At 74.1% G+C, this 26,728-nt stretch carries 19 protein-coding genes; 10 read left to right on the top strand and 9 right to left on the bottom strand.

From position 1 onward, the window contains the following. The first annotated feature begins 11 nt into the window (after positions 1-11). On the top strand, positions 12-857 hold the full coding sequence (locus tag ACQB60_RS31110; protein WP_496929431.1) for a Rossmann-fold NAD(P)-binding domain-containing protein: 846 nt from the start codon (positions 12-14) through the stop codon (positions 855-857). 82 nt (positions 858-939) lie between these two features. Here ACQB60_RS31110 and ACQB60_RS31105 read toward each other — a convergent pair whose 3' ends face one another. Both ACQB60_RS31105 and ACQB60_RS31100 read right to left on the bottom strand, forming a co-directional pair. Further along, positions 940-1,707, bottom strand: coding sequence for an SDR family oxidoreductase (locus tag ACQB60_RS31105; protein ID WP_496929430.1), 768 nt, complete (start codon positions 1,705-1,707; stop codon positions 940-942). A 71-nt stretch (positions 1,708-1,778) separates the two neighbouring features. Then, positions 1,779-2,357 carry an NAD(P)H-dependent oxidoreductase gene (locus tag ACQB60_RS31100; RefSeq protein WP_496929429.1) on the bottom strand — a complete coding sequence of 193 codons (579 nt, stop codon included), beginning with the start codon at positions 2,355-2,357 and terminating at the stop codon, positions 1,779-1,781. 223 nt (positions 2,358-2,580) lie between these two features. Between ACQB60_RS31100 and ACQB60_RS31095 the strand changes: the two genes are divergently transcribed. From ACQB60_RS31095 to ACQB60_RS31080, 4 genes are all read left to right on the top strand, one after another. Next, positions 2,581-6,096 carry an AfsR/SARP family transcriptional regulator gene (locus ACQB60_RS31095; protein WP_496929428.1) on the top strand — a complete coding sequence of 1,172 codons (3,516 nt, stop codon included), beginning with the start codon at positions 2,581-2,583 and terminating at the stop codon, positions 6,094-6,096. Between the two features lie 131 nt (positions 6,097-6,227). After that, entirely contained in the window at positions 6,228-7,880 is a 1,653-nt protein-coding gene (locus ACQB60_RS31090; RefSeq protein ID WP_496929427.1) for an FAD-binding oxidoreductase, read from the top strand. Next, entirely contained in the window at positions 7,877-9,115 is a 1,239-nt protein-coding gene (locus ACQB60_RS31085; protein WP_496929426.1) for an acyltransferase family protein, read from the top strand. The genes ACQB60_RS31090 and ACQB60_RS31085 overlap by 4 nt, the downstream gene beginning before the upstream one ends. Positions 9,116-9,188: 73 nt before the next feature. After that, entirely contained in the window at positions 9,189-10,811 is a 1,623-nt protein-coding gene (locus ACQB60_RS31080) for an MFS transporter (protein WP_496929425.1), read from the top strand. Between the two features lie 32 nt (positions 10,812-10,843). Here ACQB60_RS31080 and msrA read toward each other — a convergent pair whose 3' ends face one another. From msrA to ACQB60_RS31055, 5 genes are read right to left on the bottom strand one after another with little or no spacing between them, the layout of a single operon-like run. Continuing rightward, positions 10,844-11,440 (bottom strand): peptide-methionine (S)-S-oxide reductase MsrA, encoded by a 597-nt coding sequence (gene msrA / locus ACQB60_RS31075; RefSeq protein WP_496929424.1) that lies wholly within the window; start codon positions 11,438-11,440, stop codon positions 10,844-10,846. A gap of 18 nt (positions 11,441-11,458) precedes the next feature. Beyond that, positions 11,459-11,665, bottom strand: a complete 207-nt coding sequence (locus ACQB60_RS31070) for an acyl-CoA carboxylase subunit epsilon (protein ID WP_496929423.1) — start codon at positions 11,663-11,665, stop codon at positions 11,459-11,461. Between the two features lie 32 nt (positions 11,666-11,697). Further along, positions 11,698-13,296, bottom strand: a complete 1,599-nt coding sequence (locus ACQB60_RS31065) for an acyl-CoA carboxylase subunit beta (protein ID WP_496929422.1) — start codon at positions 13,294-13,296, stop codon at positions 11,698-11,700. Next, a complete protein-coding gene (locus tag ACQB60_RS31060) occupies positions 13,293-14,861 on the bottom strand; it encodes an aspartate aminotransferase family protein (protein ID WP_496929421.1) in 1,569 nt (522 codons plus the stop codon). Before ACQB60_RS31060 ends, ACQB60_RS31065 begins: the two co-directional genes overlap by 4 nt. A 38-nt stretch (positions 14,862-14,899) precedes the next feature. Then, positions 14,900-16,087, bottom strand: a complete 1,188-nt coding sequence (locus tag ACQB60_RS31055) for an acyl-CoA dehydrogenase family protein (RefSeq protein WP_496929420.1) — start codon at positions 16,085-16,087, stop codon at positions 14,900-14,902. 210 nt (positions 16,088-16,297) lie between these two features. Here ACQB60_RS31055 and ACQB60_RS31050 point away from each other — a divergent pair, with 210 nt between their 5' ends. The 3 genes from ACQB60_RS31050 to ACQB60_RS31040 all read left to right on the top strand — a co-directional run bounded on the left by ACQB60_RS31050 (position 16,298) and on the right by ACQB60_RS31040 (position 19,388). Further along, a complete protein-coding gene (locus ACQB60_RS31050) occupies positions 16,298-17,665 on the top strand; it encodes an NAD(P)/FAD-dependent oxidoreductase (RefSeq protein ID WP_496929419.1) in 1,368 nt (455 codons plus the stop codon). Further along, complete coding sequence (locus tag ACQB60_RS31045; protein ID WP_496929418.1) at positions 17,655-18,566, top strand: alpha/beta fold hydrolase; 912 nt, start codon at positions 17,655-17,657, stop codon at positions 18,564-18,566. The genes ACQB60_RS31050 and ACQB60_RS31045 overlap by 11 nt, the downstream gene beginning before the upstream one ends. A 63-nt stretch (positions 18,567-18,629) precedes the next feature. Beyond that, positions 18,630-19,388, top strand: coding sequence for a thioesterase II family protein (locus ACQB60_RS31040; protein ID WP_496929417.1), 759 nt, complete (start codon positions 18,630-18,632; stop codon positions 19,386-19,388). A gap of 55 nt (positions 19,389-19,443) precedes the next feature. On the opposite strand, the gene ACQB60_RS31035 is transcribed toward ACQB60_RS31040, so the two are convergent. Then, entirely contained in the window at positions 19,444-21,996 is a 2,553-nt protein-coding gene (locus ACQB60_RS31035) for an ATP-binding protein (RefSeq protein WP_496929416.1), read from the bottom strand. A gap of 405 nt (positions 21,997-22,401) precedes the next feature. Here ACQB60_RS31035 and ACQB60_RS31030 point away from each other — a divergent pair, with 405 nt between their 5' ends. Both ACQB60_RS31030 and ACQB60_RS31025 read left to right on the top strand, forming a co-directional pair. After that, a complete protein-coding gene (locus ACQB60_RS31030) occupies positions 22,402-23,637 on the top strand; it encodes an MFS transporter (RefSeq protein ID WP_496929415.1) in 1,236 nt (411 codons plus the stop codon). Positions 23,638-23,895: 258 nt separating this feature from the next. Then, a complete protein-coding gene (locus ACQB60_RS31025; protein WP_496929414.1) occupies positions 23,896-25,437 on the top strand; it encodes an NAD(P)/FAD-dependent oxidoreductase in 1,542 nt (513 codons plus the stop codon). Here the strand turns inward: ACQB60_RS31025 and ACQB60_RS31020 are convergent. Next, positions 25,374-26,369, bottom strand: a complete 996-nt coding sequence (locus tag ACQB60_RS31020) for a ScbA/BarX family gamma-butyrolactone biosynthesis protein (RefSeq protein WP_496929413.1) — start codon at positions 26,367-26,369, stop codon at positions 25,374-25,376. The genes ACQB60_RS31025 and ACQB60_RS31020 overlap by 64 nt on opposite strands. Positions 26,370-26,728: the final 359 nt, after the last annotated feature.

The raw sequence follows: 26,728 nt of genomic DNA, 5'->3' as shown, positions 1-26,728 counted from the left end.
GAAGGAAGACCATGGCACGTTCTGACGACGGCTCCCCCGTCCTCGTCCTCGGCGGCACCGGCAAGACGGGGCGGCGCGTGGCCGCACAGCTGGCCGGGCGCGGGCAGCGGGCGGTCACCGCGTCCCGTTCGGGGCAGCGGCGGTTCGACTGGCACTCCAAGGCCACCTGGGAGCCCGCGGTCGCGGGGGTCCGCGCGGCCTATCTCGTGGACTCCCAGACCCCCGAAGCGGCCGCCCTGATGGGCGAGTTCAGCCGGGTCGCGGTGGCGGCCGGGGTGCGGCGCCTGGTGCTGCTCTCGGCCCGCGCCTGGGAACAGGCCGGGGACGAGGCGGGGTTCGCGGTCGAGCGGGCGGTCCAGGACTCCGGCGCGGCCTGGACGGTCCTGCGGCCCACCTGGTTCGCGCAGAACTTCAGCGAGGAGGCGTTCCTGCGCGACGCGGTGGCCGCCGGGCGGGTCGAACTGCCCGCCGGGGCGGGCCGCGACCCGTTCATCGACGCCGAGGACATCGCGGCGTGCGCGGCCGCGGCGCTGGTCGAGGACGGCCACGAGGGCGCGGTGTACGCGCTGTCCGGGCCGCGCGCGATGACGTTCGGGGACTGTGTCGCCGAGATCGCCTCGGCGACGGGCCGCGACCTCACGTACGTGCCGGTGACCCCGGAGGAGTACGTGACGCACCTGCTCGGCCGCGGCTACGACAAGGAGTTCGCCGCCTTCGCCGCCGAGCTCGTCGGCTCCATCGCGGGCAACGCGGGCGACTACCTCTCCGACGGGGTGCACCGGCTGCTGGGGCGGGCGCCGCGGGACTTCGCGCAGTATGTGCGCGACACGGCGCCCAGCGGAGTGTGGCAGGGCTAGCCGGCGGAATGCGGCGGGGCCGGTGACACGGCCGGGAGGGCCTGACCCGTGACGGGTCAGGCCCTCCCGGCCGTTCGCCCGCTCAGACGCCGAGCGCCGAGCCGCCGCTGACGTCGAGGACCTCCGCCGTGATCCAGCGGGCGTCGTCGGAGGCGAGGAACGCCACGACGTCCCCGATGTCGGAGGGCTGGCCGACACGGTTGAACACCGACACGGACGCGATGTGCGCCCGCGCCTCGGGCTCCTTCACCCACGGGTTGGCGTCGGTCTCGATGGTGCCGGGCGCCACCGCGTTGACGGTGATGCCGCGCTCGCCGAGGCCCTGCGCGAGCGTGAAGGTGAGGGCGTCGATCGCGCCCTTGGTGGCCGTGTACGCGATGACGTCCGGGATGGCGACCTTCGTCACGCCGGAGGAGATGTTGATGATGCGGCCGCCGTCGCGCAGCCGGGACAGGCCGTGCTTGATGATGAAGAACGGCGCCTTCGCGTTGATCGCGAAGACCCGGTCGTACGCGGCCTCGTCGACCGCGTCGATCGTGCCGGAGGCGAGCACCCCCGCGTTGTTGACGAGGATGTCCAGGCCGCCGCCGGGGGCGAATTCGCCGATCCGCTCGTCGAAGGCCGCCCACAGCGCCTCGGCGTCGCCGGGCACGCCGAGTTCGGTGCGGAAGGCGAAGGCACGGCCGCCCTCCGCCTCGATCGCGGCGACGGTCTCCTTGGCCGCGGTGGCGTCGTTGCCGTAGTGCACGGCGACCAACGCGCCCTCGCGGGCGAGGCGTTCGGAGATCCCGCGGCCGACGCCGCGGCCGCCGCCGGTGACGAGGGCCGTCTTACCGCTGAGCTTTCCCATGACTGTGCTCCTGTTCCTGTTCCTGGGTGGGTGCGTGGAGAGGTGGTGCTGTGTGCGGGGCGGGCCGGGCGTCAGCCGGTGTGCGGGGCGCGTGCGGGGCCCGACCCCCTTGCCCGCGCGGCAAGTTCGTCGAGCAGGTCCGCGGCCAGGGCGTCGCAGGGGAGACCAAGGCCGCCGGGACAGGCCGCGACGGTGCGCAGCACGGTGGCCCCGGCCGCCGCGAAGGTCTGCCGCAGCCGGTCGGGCGGGCGCGGCTCCCCGGCCGTTTCGTACGTGATGAAGCCGACCGGCCTGGACCGCCAGTGGGCCCGGTACCACTCGGCGGCGTCGCGCAGTCCGTCCGCCGCGTCGCGGGCGTCCCGGGCCACGACCACCACGTACGCGTCCGCCTCGGCCAGCCACGGTTCGAGCTCCCGCACCGCGGCCGGGCGCGGTTCCGTCCGGCCCGGCCGGGCCGGGGGCAGCTGCGCGTAGGCCAGGTCGATCACGTTGACGTCGAACCCGCCGTGCAGGCAGGCCCGTCGGGCGAGCCAGTCCGCCGCGTGGGCGGCGGCCCTGCCGGGTCCGGCGCCGCCCATGACGATGACGAGCGACAGACAGCCGTCCGCGGGGGCCGTCCCCGGTGCCGCTCCTGCTTCTTCCCCGGTCAACCGCGTCCTCCTTCCCCCGGCCGGAGCGTGTGCGTCGGCTGCCCCGGCGGGTGCCGTGACGGGCCCCACTGTGCGCGGCGGGCCTTCCGGATCGCTTCCGGAATGCTTCGGGCGTACGGGCGCTCCGCGCGGGCCGGGCCCGAAGGACGCGAAAGTGCCGAAGTCGTCAGGGGTTCGCGGCCTGCGCGCGAGCCGGGGGACGGGCCTGGATACGGTTACCCGTATGCGCTTTGGAGTCTTGGGCCCGCTCTCCGTGTGGCGGTCCGACGGCACTCCGGTGCGGATTCCTGAGCTGAAGGTCCGCACCCTGCTGGCCGATCTCCTGGCCGGCGGCGGGCAGTCGCTGGCGGCGCACCGGCTCATCGACGACCTGTGGGGCGACGCCCTGCCGGTCAACCCCTCGGGCGCGCTGCACGCGAAGGTCTCCCAGCTGCGCCGGGTCCTCGGCGACGCGGAGCCGGGCGGGCGGGCCCTGGTCGAGCTGCGGGCGCCGGGGTACGCGCTCGCGGTGGGCGCGGAGGACGTGGACAGTGAGCGGTTCACCGCGCTGCTCCACCGGGCCCGGGCCACCGATGAACTGCCGCTGCGGGGCGAGCTGTTGGACGAGGCGCTCGCCCAGTGGCGCGGTCCCGCGTTCGCGGACTTCGCCGAGGAGCCGTTCGCACGGGCGGCGATCTCCCGCCTGGAGGAGAACCGGCTCGTGGCCCAGGAGGAGCGGGCCGAGACCCGGCTCGCCCTCGGTGAGCACGCGTCGCTGGTCGGCGAGCTCGCCGACCTGGTCGCACGGCATCCGCTCCGGGAGCGGCTGCGCGCCGCCCAGCTGCGCGCCCTGTACGGCTCGGGCCGCCGCAGCGAGGCGCTGGCCGGCTACCGCGAGGTGCGCGCCCTGCTCTCCCGGGAACTGGGCCTCGACCCCGGCCGCGACCTGGTGGAACTGCACCAGGCGATGCTGGAACAGGCCCCGGAGCTGGAGCCGCGCCGCCCGACGGCCACCGCCCCACCCGCGCCGGGGACGACACCGGCACCGGCATCCGGCACGGAAACCGGGGCCACACCCGCACCCGCGGCTGCCGCCGAGGCGTCCCCCGCCCCCGCCGCAACGGTCGCGGCGGGGTCCGCGCCCACGTCGGTCCCCGCCCCCGACGGCGTACCGCCGCTCCCTCAACTGCCCTCTCCCCTCACGGAGTTGATCGGCCGCACCAAAGCCGTCCGGCACGTGCGTGAGCTGCTCGCGGCGCGCCGCCTGGTGACCCTCACGGGACCGGGCGGTGTCGGCAAGACGCGGCTCGCCCTGGAGACGGCACGGCAGCTGGCGGAGCCCGACGCAGACACGGGCACGGGCGCGGGCACAGACACGAGCACGGCCGAGGCGCCCGCCGACGAGGCCGAGACCGGTCCCGTCGCGGTGTGTCTCGTCGAGCTGTCCGGGCAGCCGCACGGCGGTGACCCCGCCGCGGCCGAGACCGTCGCGGAGACCGTGGCCGCGGCGCTCGGGCTGCGGGACGACATGACCTGGGGCGCGCGGGGCGACGCCGGGCCCGCCGGGGTCACCGAGCGCCTGGCCGCCGCCCTGAGCCGGCGGCGGCTGCTGCTCGTGCTCGACAACTGCGAGCACCGCACCGGCCCCGTCGCCGAACTCGCCGCCCGCCTCCTCGCGGCCGCCCCCGGCCTGCGGATCCTGGCCACCAGCCAGGAGCCCCTCGCGCTCGCCGGTGAAGTGGTGTGGCCGGTACCGCCGTTGACGCCCGACGACGCGGCGCGGCTGTTCGTCGCCCGCGCCGCCGAGGCCGCGCCCGCCTTCGCCGCCGACATCGACGCCGAGGCCGACGCCGTCGGCGCGATCTGCCGCCGCCTCGACGGCCTCCCGCTCGCCCTGGAGCTCGCCGCGACCCGCGTACGCGCCCTGGGGGTAAGGGAGTTGCGGTCGCGGCTCGACGACCGGTTCCGGCTGCTCGCCACCGCGCAGCGGGGCGTGCCGCCGCGGCAGCGGACCCTGCGGGCGGCGATCGACTGGAGCTGGGAGCCCCTCGACGGCCGCGAACGCGCGGTGCTGCGCCGGCTCGCCGTACACGCCGAGGGCTGTTCCCTGGCGGCCGCCGAGGAGGTGTGCGCGGGCGGCGAGGTGGCGCGTGACGACGTGCTCGACCTGCTGGCCGCCCTCGTGGACCGCTCGCTCGTCGTGGTCGCGGAGACCCCGTACGGCCCCCGCTACCGCCTGCTGGAGTCCGTGGCCGCGTACGGCCTGGAGCGGCTGCGCGAGGCGGACGAGGAGCACCGGGTCCGGCTCGCGCACGCCCGCCACTACGCCGCGCTCGCCGAGACGGCGCAGCCGCTGCTGCACGGCGCCGCGCAGCACACCTGGCTGGCCCGGACCGACGCCGAGACGGCGAACCTGCGCGCCGCCCTGGACACCGCGCTGCGCCACGACGACGCCGAGGGCGCGCCCCTCGCCCTGCGGCTGAGTTGCGCGCTCGCCTGGTACCGGGTGCTGCGCGGCCGCATCGGCGAGGCCCACCGGTCGCTCGCGGCGGCCCTTCGGCACGCCGCCGCCGGCCCGGAGCGGGAGCTGCACGCGCGGGCCGCCGCCTGGTGCACCGGACTCGCCGTGCTCGCGGGCACCGAGAGCGACCCGGTCGGCAGCGCCCGCACGGCACTTGAGCGGTACGACGCGCTGGCCGCCGCCGATCCCCTCGGCCGGGCCCGGGCCCGCTGGTTCCTCGGCCACGCCCTGCTCGGCGCCGGTGAGCTCAGCGCCGCCGAGGCGCTGACCGGCCGGGCCCTCGACAGCTTCCGGGCGCTCGACGACCGGTGGGGCGTCGCGGCGGCGCTCGGCGACCGCGCCTGTCTGGCGCTCGTCCGGGGCGAATTGGCGGACGCGGAGCGCCACGGAACGCGCAGCGCCGAGCTGTTCGAGGAGCTCGGGGACCCCTGGGGGCAGGTGCGCACCGTCCACCCGCGCGCCTCCCGGGCCCGGATCTCGGGCGACTACGACCGGGCCGCCGCCCTGCTGCGCGCGGCCCTGCCGCGGGCCGAACAGCTCGGCCTGTGGCCCGAGGTGACCGGTCTGCTCTGCGGTCTTGGCCGGATCGCGCTGCTGACCGGCGACCCCGGCGAGGCGCGCAGCCGCCATGAGAGTGCGCTGCGCCTCGCCACGGAGCACGGTGTCCGCGCCGGGCAGGCCGACGCCGAGCTCGGCCTGGCGCTCGGCGCCCGCGCACAGGGCCGACTCGACGTCGCCGAACGGCACTTGGGGTCCGTCCTCGACTGGTACCGCGAGGTCCGCCTGGACGCGGCGGGCGCCCTGGTCCTGGCGGAGCTGGGCTTCGTGGCCGAGCAGCGCGGCGACGCGAAGACCGCGCTCGCCCGCCAGGTGGAGGGGTTCGCGGTGGCGCGCGACACGGGCGACCCACGGGCCCTCGCGCTGGCCCTGGAGGGCATCGCGGGAGCCCGGCTCCTGGGCGGCTCCGCGACGGCCGCGGCCGTGCTCCTCGGGGCGGCCGCGGCGGCCCGGGCCTCGGTGGCGGCGCCGCTGCCGGACGCCGAGCGGGGCGACGTCCGCCGCATCACGGCCGCGGCCCGCGCGGCGCTCGGGGAGGCGGAATTCACCGCGGCCCATGAACGGGGCGCGGCGCTCTCCCCGGAATCCGCCCTGGCCCAGGAAGTCGACGTGCCCGCGCGCCCGCCGGTGTTTCCGGACGAGGCCGTCACCGTCAGGTCACCGGAAATTCGCTTTCCGTAGGGGAGAGTTCGCGGTTACCGGGCGGATGACCGCCGAGTGACCGGACCCCCGTATTCACCCCATAGCCTCCCCTGGAACTTTCAGGCTTTCATCGGGAAATTCCAGAGGGAAAGGCACCGGAGGTAGACATCATGGGGGAATTCTCGCGCCGGGCATTTGTGCGTGATACCGCAATTCTCGGCGGCGCCGCGACACTGCCCGTGCTCGGCACGGGCAGCGGTACGGCGGCGGCCGCAGCGCCGGACGCCGCGCCGTCCGCAGCGCCGTCCGCAGCGGCAGGGGTCGCGGACGGCGCCGCCGTCACCGTCCGCAAGGGCGACGCCCGTTACCCGAGCCTGGTGACGGGCGCCAATCTGCGCTTCACCGGCACGCCGGACGAGATACGCGTGGTGGGCTCCACCGAGCAGGTGGTCGCGGCCGTGCAGGAGGCGGTGGACAGCGGCCGCCGGATCGTGGTGCGCAGCGGCGGCCACTGCGACGAGGACTTCACCACGAGCCCCGGCATCCGCGTCGTGATCGACATGGCGGGCCTGGACGACGTCTCGTACGACACCGCGCGCGGGGCGTTCTCCGTGCAGCCGGGCGCCCGGCTCGGGCAGGTCTACCAGGCGCTCTACAAGGGCTGGGGGGTGACGCTGCCGGGCGGCGTGTGTCCCACGGTCGGCGCGGGCGGCCACATCGTCGGCGGCGGATACGGGGCGCTGTCCCGGCAGTTCGGCCTGACGGTGGACCACCTGTACGGCGTGGAGGTCGTCGTGGTGGACGCGGCGGGGCGGGCCCGCGCGGTGGTGGCGACGCGCGAGAGCGACGACCCCAACCGGGAGCTGTGGTGGGCGCACACGGGCGCGGGCGGCGGCAACTTCGGTGTCGTCACCCGCTACTGGCTGCGGACCCCGGGCTCCGGCCCCGAGCCGCGCGAGCAGCTGCCCACGCCGCCCTCCAAGGTCCTGGTGACGGACGTCAGCTGGTCCTGGGACGGCATGACGGAGGCCGCCTTCAGCCGGCTGCTGCGCAACTTCTCCGCGTGGTACGAGCAGAACTCCGCCCCCGGCTCGCCGCAGTCCCGCCTGTTCAGCCGGCTGACGCCGCAGCACCGCTCGGCGGGCTCGTTCCGGCTGGTCGCCCAGGTGGACGCCACGCTGCCGGACGCGGAGCAGCTGCTCGACGACCACCTGGCCGCGCTCCAGGCGGGCACCGGCCTGAAGCACCAGGTCAACGACCGCGCCACGGTGCCGTGGCTGTACGCGGTCACCGAGTGGTTCGGGCTCGTGGAGTCCTTGATGCCGCGCTGGAAGGCCAAGTCGTCCTATCAGCGCAAGGCGTTCCCGGACGACCAGCTCAAGGCGCTGTGGAAGTACCTGACGCGCGAGGACTACGTGAATCCGTACGCCCTCGTGGCGATCGTCGGCTTCGGCGGGCAGATCAACGCGGTGGCGCCCGGCGACACGGCGGTGGCCCAGCGCGACTCGGTCCTGAAGCTCCTGTACGTCAGCCACTGGACGGACCCGGCCCAGGAGGCCGAGCACACGGCGTGGGTGCGCGACCTGTACCGGGACGTCCACGCCGCGACCGGGGGCGTGCCGCGCACCGACGGCGTCAACGACGGCTGCTACATCAACTACGCGGACGCCGACATGGCGGACCCGAAGCTGAACGACTCCGGGATCCCCTGGCACCAGCTGTACTACAAGGACGGCTACCAGCGCCTGCAGAAGGTCAAGGACGCCTGGGACCCGCGGAATGTCTTCACCCACTCCCTCGCGGTCCGGGGCGGTGCGCGATGACGGGCACGCCGGGCCCGGCTCCCTCGACGGGCACGCCCGCGCGCCGGTCCCTGAACACCCTGACGGGGATGCGGTTCCTGTCGGCCCTGACGGTGTTCTTCTTCCACATCACGGTCCTCGCGGCGACGCTGCCGTACGGCGTCGACCTGCTGCACATCTTCGGTTCGGCCGACGCCCGCGACACCTACACGGGGATCTTCGGGGCGATCGGCTTCACCGGGGTGTCGTTCTTCTTCGTGCTGAGCGGCTTCGTCCTGGCCTGGGCGCAGCGGCCCACGGACACCGTGGCGCGGTTCTGGCGGCGCCGCTTCTTCAAGATCTATCCGCTGCACCTGGTGACGTATCTGATCGGCCTGGTCGTGCTGGTCGGCTGGCGGTTCGACGGCGGGCCGGGCAGCCCGGACATCCCCGCCTTCTTCCTGGTCCAGTCGTGGATTCCGGACGTGCGCACGCTGCTCGGCGCCAACGCGGTGAGCTGGTCGATCGCCACGGAGGCCGTCTTCTACGCCCTGTTCCCGCTGGTCTTCCCGCTGTTGACGCGGATCAGGATCGACCGGGTGAAGTGGTGGATCGCGGGCCTGTTCGCGGTGCGGCTCGCCTGGGCCGTGGTCACCGATCTGACGATGGGCGACACGGTCTTCGCCTACTGGTTCAACTACGAGTTCCCGGTGCCCCGGGTGCCGGAGTTCTTCATCGGCGTGCTGCTGGCGCGGCTCGTGGTCGCGGGACGGTGGCGGGACATCGGCCTGGTGCCGTCGGCGCTGCTCCTGGTGGCGGGCGAGGTGCTCGCCCTGAACGTGCCGCTGCCCTACGCGCAGGCCCCGGCCACGCTGCTGCCGGTGATCCTGGTGGTCGCGGCGGGCGCGACGGCCGACATCAAGGACCGCGCGTCGTTCCTGAGCAGCCGCGTGATGGTGTGGCTCGGCGAGATCTCCTTCGCCTTCTACCTCGTCCACCTGATCGTCCTGATCGGCGTCCGCAAGCTGCTCGGCCCGGAGAACTCCTTCAGCGTGGCCGGCGCCGTCGGCTATCTGGCGCTCTGCCTGCTGATCGCCGTCGCCCTCGCCGCGCTCCTGCACCGGTACGTGGAGCAGCCGGTCATGCGCCGCTGGAGCAGGCCGGGCCCGGACCGGCCGCAGACGGTGGCCGCCTCCCTGGACGCGGACCGGCCCGCGCCGCCCCCGGCGCCCGGCGCCCGCACGGCGGACCGCGAGCCCACCGGAAGGTCTTCGTAAGGGGACCGGAAGGGGGCCGTGCCACGGTGCACACGGCACCGGAGACGCGCCATCGCTATCGAGAGGAAGTCCCATGAACGCCCAGCGGACGGACACGTCCAGGGCCGGAGCACGCGAGTGGGTCGGACTGGCCTTCCTGCTCCTGCCCACCATGCTGCTCACCGCCGACCTCGGGGTGCTGTGGCTCGCCACCCCGCCGCTCGCCGCCGACCTCGGGCCCAGCAGCACCCAACTGCTGTGGATCAACGACATCTACGGCTTCGTGATGGCGTGTCTCCTCGTGCTCTCCGGCAACGTGGGTGACCGCTTCGGCCGCCGCAAGATGCTGATCACCGGCCTCGTGGTGTTCGCCGCCGCCTCGCTCATCGCCTCGTACGCCCCGAACCCGACGGTGCTGATCCTGGCCCGGGCGGCGCTCGGCGTGGGCAGCGCCATGATCATCCCCTCCACCCTGGCCCTGATCGCGCACATGTTCAGCGACGCCCGGCAGCGGGCGCGGGCCATCGCGATGTGGGTGACGGCGCTGTCCACGGGCATCGCCGTCGGCCCGGTGGTCAGCGGCGTGATGCTGGAGCACTTCTGGTGGGGCTCGGTGTTCCTGGTCGGCGTGCCGGTGATGGCCTTCGCGCTGATCGTCACGCCCATCGCGGTGCCGGAGTTCCACAACCCGGACACCAAGAAGCTCGACGGCATCAGCATGCCGCTGCTCGTCCTGACGCTGCTGCCGCTCGTCTACGCCATCAAGCGGATCGGCGAGTACGGCATCGACACCTGGATGCTGGTCTCGCTCGCCGCGGCGCTGGTCTTCGGCGTGGCGTTCACGCGCCGCCAACGCCGCCTGGAGAACCCGCTGCTGGAGCTGCGGCTGTTCGCCGACCGCACCTTCACGACGGCCCTGCTGCTCCTGTTCATCGGCCTGGCCGCCATGAACGGCGTGGAGTACGTGGTGCCGCAGTACTTCCAGATCATCAACCAACTCCCCTCCCTGGAGGCCGGGTTGCTGATGATGCTGCCCGCCGCGGGCCTCGCCGTCGGCTCCCAGCTGACCCCGCTGCTCGCCCGCCGGGTGCGGCCCGCCTATGTGATCGCGGGCGGCGCCGCGCTCTCCCTCGTCGGCTTCTTCCTGATGACGACGCTGCCCTCGGACGGCGGCGGCACGGCCACGGCGGCGGCGAGCACCACGATCATGATGACGGGCCTGGCCCCGATCACGGTCCTGTGCACCGACATCGCGGTCAGCGCCGCCCCGCCCCAGCAGGCGGGACAGGCGTCCTCCATCGGCCAGACCGCCTACGAGCTGGGGCTCGCGTTCGGCGTCGCGGCGACCGGCAGCGTGATGGCCGCCGTCTACCGCGGCGACGTGGAGGCCGCCGCCGGGCAGGGCGTGTCCGAGTCCACCGTCAGTGAGATCGCGGACAACGTCAGCGGCGGCGCCGCCGTCGCCGACGCCGTGCCCGGCCGGGCGGGCGCCGAGCTGGCCGACGCGGTGCGCGCCGCGTTCACGTCGGGCTTCCATGTGGCGGCGGTGATCAGCGCCGTACTGGCCGCCGTGATGGGCCTGTTGGCGGTCCTGCTGCTGCGCCGGGTCCCGGTGACGGGGGCCCCGGCGCCCGAGCAGCAGAAAGCGGCGGACGATGCCGAGGGCACCGCCGCCGCTGCTCCTGCTGCTCCCGCCGAGGAGTCCCCGGTGGCGTGATCCGGGGACCCCGCCGCACGGATCCGGTCGCGTCACCCGGCGCGGCCGGATCCGCCTGCGAGGTACTGCTGGTTGTAGGCGTCCGCCGGATAGAACGGGTACTCCCGCGCGGCGACGATCTCCGTGGTGATGGCGGCGTTGTTGCGCAGATGTGTCAGGAGCCGCTGCTCCTCGGCGAGCAGGGCCCGCGCCGCCTCGTCCTGCGCGGGCCCCTGCGTGAAGATCACCGATCTGGCCTGGCTGTTGGGGCCGAAGGGCCGCGTCGGGTCGTGCCGCTCCCAGAAGATCGCCAGCATCGCCTCGTACGAGGTGACGCGCGGGTCGAAGACCACCCGTACCGCCTCGGTGTGCCCGGTCCGGTCGGTGAGGACCTCGCCCGGCGTGGGGTTCGGGGTGACGCCGCCCTGGTAGCCCGCGACCGTGGTCCACACGCCGGGCGCGGACCAGAAGGCCCGCTCGCCCGACCAGTAGCAGTCCACGCCGAACTCGGCGGTCTCCAGGCCCTCCGGGTAGGGGCCGAGCAGCGGGGTGCCGAGGACGGCGTGACGCTCGGGAACGGTGAAGGTGCGCTCGGAGCGGCCGGGCAGGGCCTCGGCGGCGGTGAGCTTGGCCGTGGTGTGCCGCGTCATGGGGTACGGGTTCCCCTCTCAGCTCTGCCAGCTGAGCGGCGTCCGGTAGCCCCGCACCCGCTCCAGGCGGCGCCAGCCCGCCCGGGGGGTCCGGGATCGGGTGGCGGCCGGGGGCCGCGCGGCCGCGGCGCGGGCCATCAACAGGGCGGTCACCGCGGCGAGTTCCTCGGGCCGGGCCCCGCCCTTGTCGATGCGTACGAGGGGGGTGTCGGCGCTCTTGTCCATGGCTCGTTTCCTCTCTTCCGTTCTTCCGTCCCCTACTGCGGGGGGTTGCCGTGCTTGCGGGCGGGCAGCTCGGCGTGCTTGTCGCGCAGCATGTCGAGGGACCTGATGAGCACCTCGCGCGTCTGTGCCGGGTCGATGACGTCGTCCACGAGCCCGCGCTCGGCGGCGTAGTACGGGTGCATCAGCTCGGCCTTGTACTCCTCGACCATCCGGGCGCGCATCGCCTCGGGGTCGTCGGCCTGCGCGATCTGCCGCCGGAAGATCACGTTCGCGGCGCCCTCGGCGCCCATCACGGCGATCTCGTTGGTCGGCCAGGCGTACGTCAGGTCGGCGCCGATCGACTGCGAGTCCATGACGATGTACGCGCCGCCGTACGCCTTGCGCAGCACCACGGAGATCCGCGGCACGGTGGCGTTGCAGTACGCGTACAGGAGTTTGGCGCCGTGGCGGATGATGCCGCCGTGCTCCTGGTCGACGCCGGGCAGGAAGCCGGGGACGTCGAGCAGGGTGACGATCGGGATGTTGAAGGCGTCGCAGAGCTGCACGAAGCGGGCCGCCTTCTCCGACGCCTCGATGTCGAGGACGCCGGCCAGCGTCTGCGGCTGGCTGGCCACGATCCCGACGACCTTGCCGTCGAGCCGGGCCAGGGCGCACACCACGTTGCGCGCCCAGCGCTCGTGGACCTCCAGGACATCGCCGTTGTCGACGAGTTCCTCGATGACCTGGCGCATGTCGTAGGGGCGGTTGCCGTCGCGGGGGACCAGGTCGAGCAGCCGGTCGCCCGGCCGGTCGGCGGGGTCGTCGGCGGGGACGACGGGCGGGTGTTCGCGGTTGTTGGACGGCAGCAGCGACAGCAGGTACCGCACGTCGGCGAGGCAGGTCTCCTCGTCGTCGTACGCGAAGTGGGCGACCCCGCTGACACCCGCGTGCACGTCCGCGCCACCCAGGCCGTTCTGGGTGATCTCCTCACCCGTGACCGCCTTCACCACGTCCGGACCCGTGATGAACATCTGCGACGTCTCCCGGACCATGAACACGAAATCCGTCAGCGCCGGTGAGTACGCCGCACCGCCCGCGCACGGGCCCAGCATCACACTGATCTGCGGGATGACGCCCGACGCCCTCGTGTTGCGCTGGAAGATGCCGCCATAACCGGCCAGGGCGCTGACGCCCTCCTGAATGCGCGCGCCCGCGCCGTCGTTCAGCGACACCAACGGCGCCCCGGCCGCGATGGCCATGTCCATGATCTTGTGGATCTTCGTCGCATGCGCCTCACCGAGCGCACCCCCGAAGATCCGGAAGTCGTGCGCGTAGACGAAGACCGTCCGGCCCTCCACCGTCCCCCAGCCGGTGATCACACCGTCCGTGTACGGCCGTTTCGCCTCCAGGCCGAAGCCCGTCGCCCGGTGCCGGCGCAACTGCTCCACCTCGTTGAACGAGCCCGGATCCAGCAGGAGTTCGATGCGCTCGCGCGCCGTCAGCTTGCCCTTGGCGTGCTGCGCCTCGGTGGCCTTCTCGCTCGGTCCGGCCACCGCCTGCGCGCGGATCGCCTGCAGTTCGGCCACGGGGCCCGCCTCGGCCACCGGCTCCGTCGCCACAGGTGCCGTGGGTGCTGTGGGTGCCGTCGTCACAGCGCCGCTCCGTCCTGCGCCCGCAGCATCTCGCACACGTCGCGCAGGCCCGTCTCCAGCTGGGCGACTTCCTTGTCGCCGATGTTGATCGACGGCTCGAAGCGCAGGGTGTTGGGCGAGCTGGCGGTCGGGAACGTGCGCACCCGGTGGTCGCGCAGCAGCTTCCCGGCCAGGGCGTAGCCGAGGGTGCCCCCCTCGGCGTGCTCGCGCACCGCCGCGGCCGGCGAGCCGGACTGGTCGTGGAACTCCAGGCCCCGCATGAGGCCCCGGCCCCGCACCTCACGGACCACGTCCGGGAACTCGCTCCGCACGGCGGCGAGCATGGCCCCCAGGTACGCGCCGCGCTCGGCGGCCTTGCGGTAGGCGGCGCCGTCGTCGGCCTCCAGAAGGTCGAGGACCTTCAGGCCGATCGTGGTGGAGAAGTAGTCCTTGGCGAAGGTGGAGGAGTGCACCAGCTCGAACTGCGGGCGGTAGCGCGACGAACGGGTCAGCGTCACCGCGGCCTTGGCGATGCCGCCGCCGAGGCTCTTGGCGAGCGCGTAGTAGTCGCCGCGCAGGCCGATGGCCGAGCTGGCCAGGAAGGTGCCGGTGCGGCCCATGCCGCTCTGCACCTCGTCCACGATGACGGGGCAGTCGGCCTGGGCGCACGCCGCCTGGATGAAGGCGGCGTCGCGCGCGTCCAGGGCGTGGATGCCGCCCTCGCCCTGGACCGGCTCCAGGAGGAAGGCGCAGAGCACCGGCAGCGGGCGGCGGACGATGGTGATCTCGTCGCCCGTGACGACCGGGTCGATCAGATAGACCCGCTCCTGCTCGAAGAGTTCGGGCAGCGAGGCGAGCCGGTCCCGGGCCACGAACCGCGCCGGGATGCCGAGGGCCGCGAAGGGGGCGCGGTAGGCGGCGTTGTGGGTGAGCTGGACGCTGCCCATCAACTTGCCGTGGAAGCCGCCCTCCAGGGCGAACAGGACGGGCCCGCAGCCCTCCACGGCGTCGCCGTTGAGCTCCGTGATCCGCCGGGCGAGCGCGTCGGCGGGGTCCCGCTTCAGGTCGGCGACGGTCAGGCCCGCCGCGGCCGCGGCCTGCGCCGAGACGCTCGCCGTGCCCGCCGCCACCGCGGCCCGCGCCTCCTGAAGGTGCCGAGCGATCTCCTCCTGGAGCTCGGCGGCCTTCAGGGCGCGGTCCAACTCGGCGTGCTTGACGGCGATTTCCACGGCCTCGGCGCCGCTGTTGGCGAAGACCGACCGGTACGGCTCGTCGGCCCCCGTCTCCCGCTGGACGATCGCACTGAGCCGCGCGGCCAGTTCCGTCGCGTACGGATGGCGCGAGAACTGGGCGTGCACGGGCGCTCCGCCGCGCAGCATCCGCTGCGCGAGGGCCACGATCTCGGGGTGGTTGTGGCCCAGCATCAGCGAGCCGTATCCGCCCGCGAAGTCGACCACGGGGATCTCGTGCCCGTCCGCGTCGAGGCGGTAGAGGTAGTCGCCCTCGGCGCGCACGTAGTGGGCGTCGAGACCAACGGTGGACAGCCAGCTGAGCAGGTGCGATTCGGCGAGGTCTAGGTCGGCCATGGTCGGGTCAAGCCTCCGTCGTCCGTGGGCTGTTGGGGTCAGTGGAACGCGGTGACCGTCGGTCCGATGTCGAGCAGCGCGCGGCCGTAGTCCTCGATGATCAGCGGCTGGTTGAGGTGGTTGTGCCGGCTGCCGACCTCCAGGTCCCGCCAGTACGCCTGGATCGGGTTGGTGTTGCCGAAGCCGCTGGTCCCGGCGACGTCGAGGATCAGCTGCATGGCCTCCCTGGCGCGGCTCAGCGCGGACGCCGAGTGCATGCGGGCGCGGGCGCGGGGCAGCCGGTCCATCGGCTCGCCCGGCAGCAGCGCGTCGAACTCGTCGGCGACGTGCAGCATGTGCAGATACGCGGTGTCGACCAGGTGGGTCGCCTCGGTGAAGGCGCGCTGGACGGCGGGCGAGTCGGCGGCACGGCCGTACGTGGAGTAGACGATCGGCTTGTTCTTCGCCAGGGCCTCGCCGAGCAGGTCGAGGGCGCCGCGGGCGGCGCCGACGAGGGCGGACAGCGAGTGCAGGTTGCCCTTGACGAGGTCGGTCGGGCCGAGCAGCTCCTCGAGGCGCTCGACGTTCTCCTTCTCGACGACGAGGATCCGCCGGTCGGGCACGAACACGTCGGTGAGGGTCATCGCGTGGGTGCCGGTGCCGCGCATGCCCGCGACGTTCCAGGTGCGCGTGATCTCGATGTCCTTGAGGGACACCAGGGCGTTGGCGGCGCCGATCTGGCGCTCGCCGTCGTAGAGGGGGACGGCGACGAGCAGCGCCCAGTCGGAGATCTCGCAGCCCGAGGCGTACGGGAAGTTCGCGTTGATCTTCAGTCCGCCGTCGACCTTCTCGGCCCGCGCGCCGGGTCCGGTGCCCGCGGAGAGCAGGATCGCGTCCGGGTTGTCGCCGAAGATCTCCTCCGTCGCCTCGTCGTCGAGGATCAGGGTGAACTCGGTGGACGCCGCGTGGTTGGCGACGATCCAGCCCGTCGAGGCACAGCCCCGGCCCACCTCGGCGATGACCTCGACCTGGGTGCGCATGGACGGGTGCAGGCCGCCGTGGCCGACGGGCGTGGTGAGCCGGAAGAGGCCGGCCTCGCGCAGCGCGTCGAGGTTCTCCGGAGCGGGGTTGCCGAGCTGCTCGGTGCGCTCGATGCCGGACCGCAGCAGCGGCACGAGGCCACGGGCGCGCGCGATGAGTTCCGCCGCGCTGACGGTCGTTCCGGTGGCCGGTACGGTCGTGGTCATTCCTGCTCCCTCAATTCGACTGTGACACGGGCCAATTCACCGTAGGTTCCGGCACCCCGGGGGCGGTCACATGCGGTTCTCAACGCGGTAATCGGCGGCTCTGCCTGCCCCGAGTCCCGGGAATGAGCGCCGGGTTGACGGGCGCATACCGGACCGTAAGTAGCGTGGCGCGCAAAAGACGGCCCTGCTGACCAGCCGGAGGAGAAAGACGTGGGAAATTCAGGTCGGAATCGCGCGCTCGTCCTCGGCGCGGGAATGGCGGGGCTTTTCGCCGCGCGCGTCCTTTCCGACGCCTACGACGAGGTGGTGGTCATCGAGCGGGACGGGCTCCCGGACGGTGCCGCACCACGCCGCAGGGTGCCGCAGGGACGCCATGTGCACGGGCTCCTCGCGCGCGGCCATCAGGTCATCGAGGAGCTGTTCCCCGGCGTCACCGACCAGTTCGTCGCGGCCGGCGCGGCCCACGGCGACGTCACCGGCGACGTGCGGTGGATCCTGGAGGGCCGCCCCATGCGCCAGCCCGAGTCCGGGCTCCGCCTGGTGTCGGCGAGCCGTCCGCTGCTGGAGTCCGTCGTGCGCGACCGGGTCCGCGCGCTGCCCGGCGTGCGCTTCCTGGAGGGCACGGCCGTCGTCGAGCCGGTGACCGCCGACGGCGACCGGCGGGTGGTGGGCGCGCTGGTGGCCGACGCGCACTCCGAGGCCGCGCCCTACACCCTGGACGCCGACCTCGTGGTGGACGCCTCGGGCCGCGGCTCGCGCACCCCGGTGTGGCTGACGCAGTGGGGCTACGAGGCGCCCGAGGAGGAGACGTTCAAGGTCGGCCTCGGCTACACGACCCGCCACTACGACATCCCCGCCGACGCCCTCGGCGGCAATGTGTCCGTGCACGTGGTGGCCAGCCCGGCGACGCCGCGCGGCGCGGTCTGCGCCCGGGTCGACGGCGGCCGCACGGTGGTCACCGCCTACGGCATGAACGGCGACGTGCCGCCCACCGACGAGGAGGGCTTCCTCTCCTTCCTCAACTCCCTTGCCGCGCCCGACGTGTACGACGCGGTGCGCGCCGGACGGCCGGTCGACGAGCTGGTGGCCTACCGCTTCCCGGCCAACCTGCGCCGCCGCTACGAGCGGCTCGACGCGTTCCCCGAGGGCCTGCTCGTCATCGGCGACGCGGTGTGCAGCTTCAACCCGACGTACGCCCAGGGCATGACGGTCGCGGCGATCGAGGCGACCGTCCTCGCCGACCGGCTGCGCCGCCCCGGCCCGCCTCGGGCCGCGGAGTTCTTCGCCGCCCTGGCCCGCGACGGCGTCGACACACCCTGGTCCATGGCGGTCGGCAACGACGCCGCCCGGCTCGGGCTCGCCGACCCCGACGCGCCCGAGCAGCGGCAGGCGAGCCGCGTCATGGCGGCGGCCGCGCGCCACGACGAGGTCGCGGTGGCGTACGCCCGCGTCGTCAGCCTGGTCGACCCGGCCGAGGTCCTGGCGGCGCCGCCCGTCGCGGACCTCGTCACCCCGCCCACCGCGGGCGCCGTCACCGGGGAGACCCTCGCCGAGGAGGCCGCCCGCCATGCCGCTTGAGCAGCACGAGGACGCCCGCACCGTCGCGCCCGTGGACGCCCGCACCGTCGTGCCCGTGACCGTCGGCGGCCTCACCTTCGACGTGGAGACGGCGGGTCCGCGGGACGGCGAGCCGGTGGTGCTGCTGCACGGGTGGCCGCACCACTTCGCCTCCTGGACGGACGTCGTGCCCGTCCTCAACCGCGCGGGGCTGCGCACCATCGCGCCCAACCAGCGCGGCTACTCCCCCGGGGCGCGTCCGGACGCCGTCGAGCAGTACGCGCTGCCGCTGCTGGCCCGGGACGTCCTCGGCATCCTGGACGCACTCGGGGTGTCCGGCGCCCATGTCGTCGGGCACGACTGGGGCGCGATCGTGGCGTGGTACCTCGCCGCCCACCACCCACAGCGGGTGCGCTCGCTGACCGCGGTCGCCTTCCCGCACCTCGACGCCTACCAGCGGGCCTACCGCGACGACCCGGAGCAGCAGCGGGCCTCGCGGTACATCGACCTGCTGACCGCCGAGGGCGCCACCCAGTACTGGCTCGACGACGACGCGGCCCGGCTGCGGGAGCTGCTCGCGGGCGCGGACGGCGCGCTCACGCCCGAACAGCAGGCCCGCTACGTGGACTTCCACACCCGGCCCGGCACCTTCCACGCCGCCCTGAACTGGTACCGCACCGGCGCGCTCCTCGACGGCCGCAGCGACCTGGGCGGGATCACGGTGCCGACGACCTTCGTCTGGAGCGTCGAGGACGAGTCGGTGAGCACCAAGGCGGCGGAGCTGACCGGGAGTTACGTGTCGGCGCCGTACCGTCTCGTCACGCTCGAAGGAGTCTCGCACTGGCAGCCGCAGGAGGTGCCGGAGCTGGTCGCCGGGGAGATCCTCGCCCGGGTCGAGGGCCGGGCCGAGCCGACCGCCTGACGGGGCCGCCCCGGCCGGACGGCGGCCGGGCACAGAAGCAGAGCAGAAGGGACGACACCCACAGTGGACAGCAAGTGGTTCCGCCGCTACACCACGGGCACGGCGGACGGGCTGCGGCTCGTGTGCTTCCCGCACGCGGGCGCCTCCGCGACGGCGTATCTGCGCCTGGCGCGGGCCCTGCCGACGGACCTCGACGTGGTGTCCGTGCAGTACCCGGGGCGCCAGGACCGGCGCCGCGAGTCGCCGTTCACCGGCCTCACCCCGCTCGCCGAGGCGGTGGCCGGGGAGCTCGCCGCGGAGCTGACCGCGGACGGCGCCCGGCCGTACGCCCTGTTCGGGCACAGCATGGGCGCGGTCGTCGCCTACGAGACGGCGCGGCTGCTCGCACAGCGCGAACTGCCGGGCCCCCGGCGCCTGTTCCTCTCCGGCCGGGGCGCACCCGGCCCCCGGCCGGGCCTGCACGACCGGCTGACGGGCGACGCCGAGGTGCTGGCCGCGGTGCGCATGCTGGGCGGCACCGACCAGTCGGTGCTCGACGACCCCGAGCTCCTGGAGATGGTCCTGCCGGTGCTGCGCGCCGACTACCGCGCCCTGGGCACGTACAGCTGGCGCGGCGGCGAACCGCTCACCGCCCCGGTGACCGCCCTGGTCGGGGACCGCGACCCGGTGGTGCCGGTAGCGGCGGCCGAGGCGTGGCGGGAGCACACCAGCGGCGGCTTCGCCCTGAAGGTCTTCTCCGGCGGCCACTTCTACCTCGACGACCACCTCGGCCAGGTCGCGGCGGCCGTCACCGAGGGGCTGCTCGCCGACGCCGCCGCCTGACCGCCCCTCCCCGACGGCCCTGCCCCTGCTCCAACGGCCGCGCCCCGCCCGGCCGTCAGCCCGCCGCGCGGCTGGCCGCCGGGACCCGGCCCACGCTCAGGCCGCCGAGGCCGGGCCGGGGCGGCAGCGAGGTGTCCAGGCGCATCAGGGTGCGCAGCAGATGGCGTCGCCTGTCGTGCTCCGCCGCGTCGTCGAGGGTCTCGCCGATGCGGTGCGTGGGCAGGGTCAGCTGCCCCTGGCGGACCTTGCCGAGCAGGATGTCGGAGAGCCGGTCCACCGTGGCGTCGGTCAGGTCCGGCAGGGTCAGCGTCGCCCCGTGCGCCTGTCCGCTGCCCCAGGTCGGCCGGGTCCACAGCAGCTCGGGCCGGGCCGCCACGATCAGCATGAGCGGCGGGGCCGCCGGGTCGGCGGCGAACCGCTCCAGGAAGTCCAGGCTCGCGTCGTCCAGTTCGTGCCCGTCGTCGACGAGGATGACGAGCGGGTGGTGGAGCGCCACGGCGGCAAGCAACCGGGTCCCCGCCGCACGCAGCGGCTCGATCCGGTGCGGGGCCGGGCCGTGCTCGCCGGAGACCACCAACTCGGCGGCTCCCGAGGCGACTTCGGCGGCCTCCTCCTGGTCCGCGATGCGGCCGTAGGCGAGCTGCCGGAGCACGGCGGCACCGGATTCGGCGTCGGTCCCGCCGAGGGCCGCGGGGGCGGCGGCCAGCGAGAGCAGCAGCCCGCGCAGCAGCCCGAGCGGCCGGTCGGCGCCCTCGGGCCCGGCCACCAGGAACTCGGCGTCGTCCCAGCGGGCCATGGCGCGCCGCTCGAACTCCAGGACAAGCCGGGTCTTGCCGCTGCCCGCGGCGCCGAGCACGGTGACGAGCTGGGCCACGGACCGGTGCTGGGACCGGCCCAACAGGCCGCACAGCACGTCCAGTTCGTAGTCCCGGTCGACGACGGGGATCGACGGGTGGGCCAGTGAGCTCCAGTCGACGGAGCGGGCCCGCCAGCCCTCGACCGGCCCGCCGGACCGGGCGTAGCCGACGCCCCCGGCGCCTCCGGTCCGCAGGCGGGTGTCCTCGCAGACCCGCACGGTGCCGGCGGCGGTGTGGGCCATCAGGGTGCGGCAGGTGTCGAGCACCGGGCCGCCGACCATGGGGGCGGCGTCCGGGCCCCCGTCGGCCCGGTACAGCCATGCCTCGCCGGTGACGACGGTGGCGCGGACGCTGACCGCGGCCGGGCCCTGGTCACCGCACGGGCCGAGGGCGGCGAGCGCCGTGGAGACGGCCCGTTTCGGCGCGTCGGCACCGCTGAACACCACGAGGAGCGCCGGTCCCGCGGGGGCGGCGACGGTGCCGCCGAAGTCGTCGGCGGTGTAGCGCAGGGCGTCGGCGACCAGGGCCAGGCCCTGGGTCACGCCGGAGGCGTCCGATCCGGTGCGCCGGTCGTCGAGCGTGGCCTGCACCATCACCACGGTGCAGTGCTGCACGCTGACGGCGCCCGGCCCCGGCTGCCCGGCCTCCGCGTCGCGGGACACGAGAGGCGCGGCAGGCGCGGCAGGCGCGGCGGATACGGGGGAGGCGGGGGCGGCGGGGGACACCGTGGGCGCGCGCCGCGGGGACGGCACGGCCGCCATGGGGAGGGGGAGCGGCGCGGCCGCGGCGGACAGGCGCGCCGCCTCACCGGAGTGCGGGGCACCACCGGAGCGCGGGGCACCACCGCCGTACGGGACCTCACCGGCGTACGGGACCTCACCCGAGTGCGGGACCTCACCCACGTAAGCGGCATCGCCGGAGTGCAGGACGTCACCGGAGTACGGGAACGTCCGCTCCTCGGGGCCCTGGCGGGGCGGATGCCGGTCGAGCAGGGAGTCGTCGTGGCGGAGTATCGCCTGCTGCAGCACCTGCAGGCTGCGGCCGGGCTCCAGACCGAGCTGCTCGACGAGCTGTCTGCGCAGCCGGTTGTACGCGTCGAGCGCGTCGGTGTGCCGCCCGCAGCGGTACAGGGCGACCATCAGCTGTCCGCACAGCCGCTCCCGGAGCGTGCCGGACTCGACCTCCGCCTCCAGCTCGCGCAGCACCAAGTGGTAGTGGCCCAGGGCCAGTTCGGCCTCGGCGTAGTCCTCCAGGGCGTCGATGCGGGAGCTCTCCAGGCCCGCCAGCTCGGGCCAGCCGAAGCCGACCTCGACCAGATCGGCGAGGGCGCCCCCGCGCCACAGTCCGCCCGCCCGGCGCAGGGTGGCCGCGGCACGGTCCGCCGCCCCCGCCGCGAGCTGCGCCCGGCCGTCCTTGGCGAGCCGCTGGAACTCGTACAAGTCCACGGTGTCCGTGTCGAGTTGGAGCATGTAGCCGGGCGGCCTGGTGTTCAGGGACGGCCGGCCGTCCCCGCCCTGCCGGGGGCCGAGCAGGCCGCGCAGCCCCCAGATGGCGTTGTGCAGGATCTTGCGCGCGGTGTTGGGCGCCTCGTCGACCGGCCACAGGGCGTCCATCAGCGCGCTGGTGGAGACCACCCGGTTGGCGTGGAGCAGGAGGAAGCCCAGGACCGCACGCTGCTTGGTGCCCTGGATCGGTATGTCGTCACCGTCGTCTTCGGTCAGCTCTAGGGGTCCAAGAACGCGAAACCTCATGGGTGTTCTTCGCTCCTCCCGGTTCCGGGTCGGCCATGGCCGGTGTGTGGGGCACCAGGAGAGGTCAGACCGGGTGGGACGGCCGCGTGGTGCGGCCGTGGGGACCCTGGGTGCGCTCATCGTCCGGTCCTGGACTTCTCTCGCCCGATAGTGCTGCCGCCCCGGGCGGCAGGCCACGGCAACCTCAGGAAGTCGCGGCGGCATGGATTTTCAGCCACGCCCGGAGCGCCGCCGAACTTCCCCCGGATTGTGGCGAGTTGCCATAGCCACCCCCGCCTGCGCCGCGACCGGCCCACGCACCCGCACCGCTTCATAGCCTCGACCGACATCGGCCCACGGCACCACCGCCGTCACCACCACCGGCCCGGATGTCCACCACCACACGGCAGGCAGGGGGGTACGCCCATGCGTGGCCTCCGCCGGGCGGCCGCCCTCGGCAACGCCGACTGGCACCTGGGCGCCCCGCTGCTGATGGCCCTGTGCGCCTCCTGGGACACGGACGTCGCCACGGTCACGGCGGGCATCGCCGCCTACTCGTTCGGGCAGGGGCTCGCCCTGCCCCTGTGGGGCTGGGCCGCCGACCGCTTCGGTCCGGGCCGCAGCCTCCGCGCCGGCCTGACGCTCGCCGCCGTGGCGGCCGCCGGGTCGGCGCTGTGCCCGGGGCCGCTGTACTGGGTGGTGCTGCGCACCGTCGCCGGGGCGGGCTTCGCGGCCGTCACCCCCTCGGTCTCCCTCTTCTTCGAGTCGCTGCGCCCGGCGCGGACCCGGCAGCGGGCCTTCGCCGCGATCACCACCGTCACGGCGACCAGCGCGATCGCCTCCCCTCTCCTCGCGGACCTGACGGTCCGGCTCGGTTCGTGGCGGCTCGCGTTCGCGGTCATCGCCCTGCTCACCTCGGTGACGGCGGCGCGGGTACGCACCACCGACACGCCGGCCCCAGGCACCGCACGGATGCACCCCGCACGGGAACGCTTCACACAGGACCGCCTCACACAGGAACGACCCACGCAGGAACGACCCACGCAGGACCGACCCACGCAGGACCGACTACTCACACAGGACCGACCCACGGCAGGACGACTGCTCCCGAAGACACACCCCCGGGCATACGGGACGGTGATCGCTCTCGGTGCCGCGGAGGGCGCCGCGCTGCTCGGCCTGCCCGCACTGCTCGCCCCGGCGCTCGCCATGATGGGCGCCCAGGCCGCGACGCCCGCGGCCCTCGTCCTGTACGCGAGCGGGGTCCTGGCGGGCACGCTGCTCCTGCGCCGGCACGCCCGCGCCTGGCAGCCCGGGAGGCTGCTGGCCGCCGGGGGCTGCCTGGCCGGCACCGGCGCGGTGCTCGCCGCCGCGCTGCCGAGCCCGGCCACGCTGCTGCTGTGCGCCGTCCTGCTCGGCGTCGGCTGGGGCTATCTGCACACCACGCTGCAGACCTGGCTGCCGCGTCTGGTCCCGGAGGCCGCACGGGCACGGGCGGCGGCACTGTTCTCGGCCTCGGCACTGATGTCGAGCTCGGCGGCGGTGGCGCTGAGCACGGGCCTGCTCACGGGCGGCCGCCTCGGCGCGGTCTTCACCCTGGGCACGGCCCTGTGCGCGGCGCTCACGTGCTGGACGGTACGGATGGCACGCCGCTGGACCTGACACCCACGCCCTCTCACCGTCCCCCACGGACGGCACCACCCTCCCCAACTCCCCTCCCCCTGAGCCAACTCCCCCTCAAGCCACCCCCTCTCAAGCCAAATCCCCCCTTAAGGCAACTCCCCACAGTCACCCCGGCAACGCGCCCGCCCCGCTCCCGCCCCGCCCGGCGCTCCGTACGCTCGTCGCCGTCAGCGTCCTGACGCCCGGCTCCACCGACCACGGACCGACCACGGACCGACCACGGAAGGCGGCACCCGCATGGCCACCGCAGTCATCGTCGGCGGCAGCGTCGCCGGGCTCGCCTGTGCTCTCGCGCTGTCCGGCACCGGCTACCGCGTACTCGTCCTCGACCAGTCCCCCGAGCCGCCCGCGGGCCCTCTGCCCGAGGCCGCGCTCCGCTGGCGGCGCCCCTCCGTGCCGCAGGCCGACCACCCGCACACGCTGGGCTCCCTCGGGGTCCAAGTCCTGCGCGAACGCGCGCCGTTGCTGCTCTCCCGCCTCCGGGCGGCGGGCGCCCTGGAGGCCGACCTGACCCACGCGCTGCCCGCCACGGCCACCGACCGCGCCCGCCGCCCCGCCGACGACGAACTGGTGGCGCTCGCCTGCCGCCGCACCACGTTCGAACTCGTCCTGCGCCGCCACGTGGCGGGCCTGCCCGACGTCGGCATCCGGCCCGGCGTCACGGTCGACGCCCTCGAACTCGACTCGTCCGCACGCCGCGTCCGCGCGGTCGTCACCCGCGGCGGCGCCCGGATCCCGGCCACGCTCGTGGTGGACGCCACCGGTCACCGCGCCAAGTCCCGTACGTGGCTGCGCGATTGCGGCGTCCCGGTCGCCGCCGACCTGGTGGCACCCTCCGGCCTCGACCTGCGCACCCGCTTCCACCGACTGCGGCAGGGCTGGCCACCGGCCACGGCACCGACCGGCGACCTCACGGCATACGGGGCGTTCCCCGCACCGTTCGGGCTAGGGCACGGCGTCGGCGCCGTCTGGGACCACTACGCGGCGCTGCTGCACCCGGCCGACGGCGGCACCTTCTCCGTCACGCTCGGCACGCTGCCCGGCGACCGCGCCCTGTCCGCGCTCGTGACCACGTCGGGCTTCACGGCGGCGGCCACGGCGACCCCGGGCCTGGCCCCCTGGCTGACCCCCGACGTGAGCGCACCCCTGACCGAAGACATCAGCACCCTCACCTGTCCTCCCAACTCCTTCTGGGGAGTGGCAAGTTCACGGCAGCACCCGGTCGCGGGCCTCTTCCAGACGGGCGACGCCGCCTGCGTGACGAACCCGCTCCTGGCCCGCGGCATGTCCCTCGCCCTCGCCCACGCCTTCCGCCTGGCGGACGTGCTGGCCGCACACCCCGACGTGGACACGGCCCAGCGCCGGGCCGCGGCGCGGATGACGGAGGACTTCTTCCTGCCCTGGTACGAACAGTCGGCGGCGAGCGACCGCACCCGCATCACCCGCTGGCGCGCGGCACTGTCGGGCACCCCACAGCCGGACGCTCCGGGGCCGGACGAGCCGCCCGCCCCCGCACAGGTCACGGCGGCCGCCCGCCAGGACGGCGTGGTCTGGCGCGGCCTGACCCGGATGCTGATGACACTCACCACCGAGCAAAAGCTCCACACCGACGAGGAGTTCCTCACCCGCGTCCACCAGACCCCACCCACCCCGGACACCCGCCCGCGCCCACCTGGCCGCGCGGATCTGCTGCGCCACGTACACGCGGCGGAGCGTCACACGACGGCGCTCGCGACTCCCCTCCCGATCCCCGCCCCTCCGGAAGCCCAGGCGGCCTGACTCGGCAGGGCGTCCAGCAGGGGTCCCGCCGCTGTGGTCACCATGCAGGAGAGGACAGGCCGGTCCGACTGGAACGCATGGACGAGAAGGCGGGAGCGGCCCACCTCGTCCGGCAGAGCCGGCTCCACCCGCAGCAGACACGGCCGATCGAATTCGACGTACTGGTGGAAGGTGGTGTCGTACGCGAAGGGCCCGGCACCGCCCGGTGTGGTGCGGGCGATCTGGTCGACCGCCTCGAGCAGAGCCATGCCCGGGATGTGGTCGTGCGGGTGGTCATAGAGGACGGTGTGGGTCGTGTCGATCCGGTACAGCCACTGGTTCGCCGTGTCGGTCGCCGACAGAACCACATCCTTCGCGCTGGTACGGCCCACGAGCAGCGGCATGACCGGCGGGGTGGGCGCGAGGGCCCGCGCAAAGGCCGCGCGGGCGTCCGCGTAGGAGCCGCGCAGGCGGTCGTATATGGCCGGCGGGTGGGTGCCGAACTGGAACTCTCCCGACCCCAGGAACTGCCCGTCCCGCACCGCCGTCACCCGCGAGACGAACATGACCGAGCCGCCCCTGCGCCGCTTGACCGAGACGGGCGTGACGGTGAGTTCCACGTCGGCAGGACCGGCCCCCACCCACAGCGCGTCGGGGTTGACCGTGCACTGCACGCCTCCCCAGCTGAGCCGGTGACCGATCGGGACGTCGTGCACCACGTGGCTGAGCAGGATCACGGCCTGCCGCTGGCTCTCCGTGACGAGCAGCGGCCGGTAGCTTCCGTCCTCGACGTAGAACGCGTGCTCCTCCGGCCACTGGACGGTGACGGTGAAGGCGCCGTGGCCTGCCTCCCGCCAACTGGTGGGCAGCACTTCGGCGGCATCCTTCTTGCCGACGTAGCACGCCTCTATCGGACTCGTGCGAACAGGTTCGAGCTGACTGGAAACAGGCACGGAAGCCCCCCGTAATGAGTCAGTGCTGATGAGTGTTTCGTCGTGCTCGGATGGCGCGGCCGCATCGCTCCGGTGGCTCAGCCGCGCTGCGCCAACAACATAACGAGTGTTCTTTTTGTTGTCGAGGCTTGGCTTGTTCTCGACAACAGCCCAAGACCACATCCAGCCGCCAGAGAGGCTCGTACCGACCGGTTCACGGCGGCTCGGACCTCCGCCACCTGCGAATTCGCAACGCGAAGGCGCGCCCGCGAAAACATCGGCGGCACGGCGTGCCGAGCCCCGACTCACCGGGCGGGACCTGCCCGTTCGGCCCGAACCGGACGCTCCCAATCCGCCACCGCATCCGGCGCCCCAGATCG

The organism is Streptomyces odontotermitis (assembly GCF_050510915.1).
Classification (GTDB): Bacteria; Actinomycetota; Actinomycetes; order Streptomycetales; family Streptomycetaceae; genus Streptomyces.
This window is presented reverse-complemented; position numbering and strand designations above follow the sequence as displayed.

Excerpts from the sequence above, each read along its gene's own strand:
- ACQB60_RS31110 (WP_496929431.1), top strand. The coding sequence starts at position 12 with ATGGCACGTTCTGACGACGGCTCCCCCGTCCTCGTCCTCGGCGGCACC.
- ACQB60_RS31105 (WP_496929430.1), bottom strand. The coding sequence starts at position 1,707 with ATGGGAAAGCTCAGCGGTAAGACGGCCCTCGTCACCGGCGGCGGCCGC.
- ACQB60_RS31095 (WP_496929428.1), top strand. The coding sequence starts at position 2,581 with ATGCGCTTTGGAGTCTTGGGCCCGCTCTCCGTGTGGCGGTCCGACGGC.
- ACQB60_RS31090 (WP_496929427.1), top strand. The coding sequence starts at position 6,228 with ATGGGGGAATTCTCGCGCCGGGCATTTGTGCGTGATACCGCAATTCTC.
- ACQB60_RS31085 (WP_496929426.1), top strand. The coding sequence starts at position 7,877 with ATGACGGGCACGCCGGGCCCGGCTCCCTCGACGGGCACGCCCGCGCGC.
- ACQB60_RS31080 (WP_496929425.1), top strand. The coding sequence starts at position 9,189 with ATGAACGCCCAGCGGACGGACACGTCCAGGGCCGGAGCACGCGAGTGG.
- msrA (WP_496929424.1), bottom strand. The coding sequence starts at position 11,440 with ATGACGCGGCACACCACGGCCAAGCTCACCGCCGCCGAGGCCCTGCCC.
- ACQB60_RS31070 (WP_496929423.1), bottom strand. The coding sequence starts at position 11,665 with ATGGACAAGAGCGCCGACACCCCCCTCGTACGCATCGACAAGGGCGGG.
- ACQB60_RS31060 (WP_496929421.1), bottom strand. The coding sequence starts at position 14,861 with ATGGCCGACCTAGACCTCGCCGAATCGCACCTGCTCAGCTGGCTGTCC.
- ACQB60_RS31055 (WP_496929420.1), bottom strand. The coding sequence starts at position 16,087 with ATGACCACGACCGTACCGGCCACCGGAACGACCGTCAGCGCGGCGGAA.
- ACQB60_RS31045 (WP_496929418.1), top strand. The coding sequence starts at position 17,655 with ATGCCGCTTGAGCAGCACGAGGACGCCCGCACCGTCGCGCCCGTGGAC.
- ACQB60_RS31035 (WP_496929416.1), bottom strand. The coding sequence starts at position 21,996 with ATGAGGTTTCGCGTTCTTGGACCCCTAGAGCTGACCGAAGACGACGGT.
- ACQB60_RS31030 (WP_496929415.1), top strand. The coding sequence starts at position 22,402 with ATGCGTGGCCTCCGCCGGGCGGCCGCCCTCGGCAACGCCGACTGGCAC.
- ACQB60_RS31025 (WP_496929414.1), top strand. The coding sequence starts at position 23,896 with ATGGCCACCGCAGTCATCGTCGGCGGCAGCGTCGCCGGGCTCGCCTGT.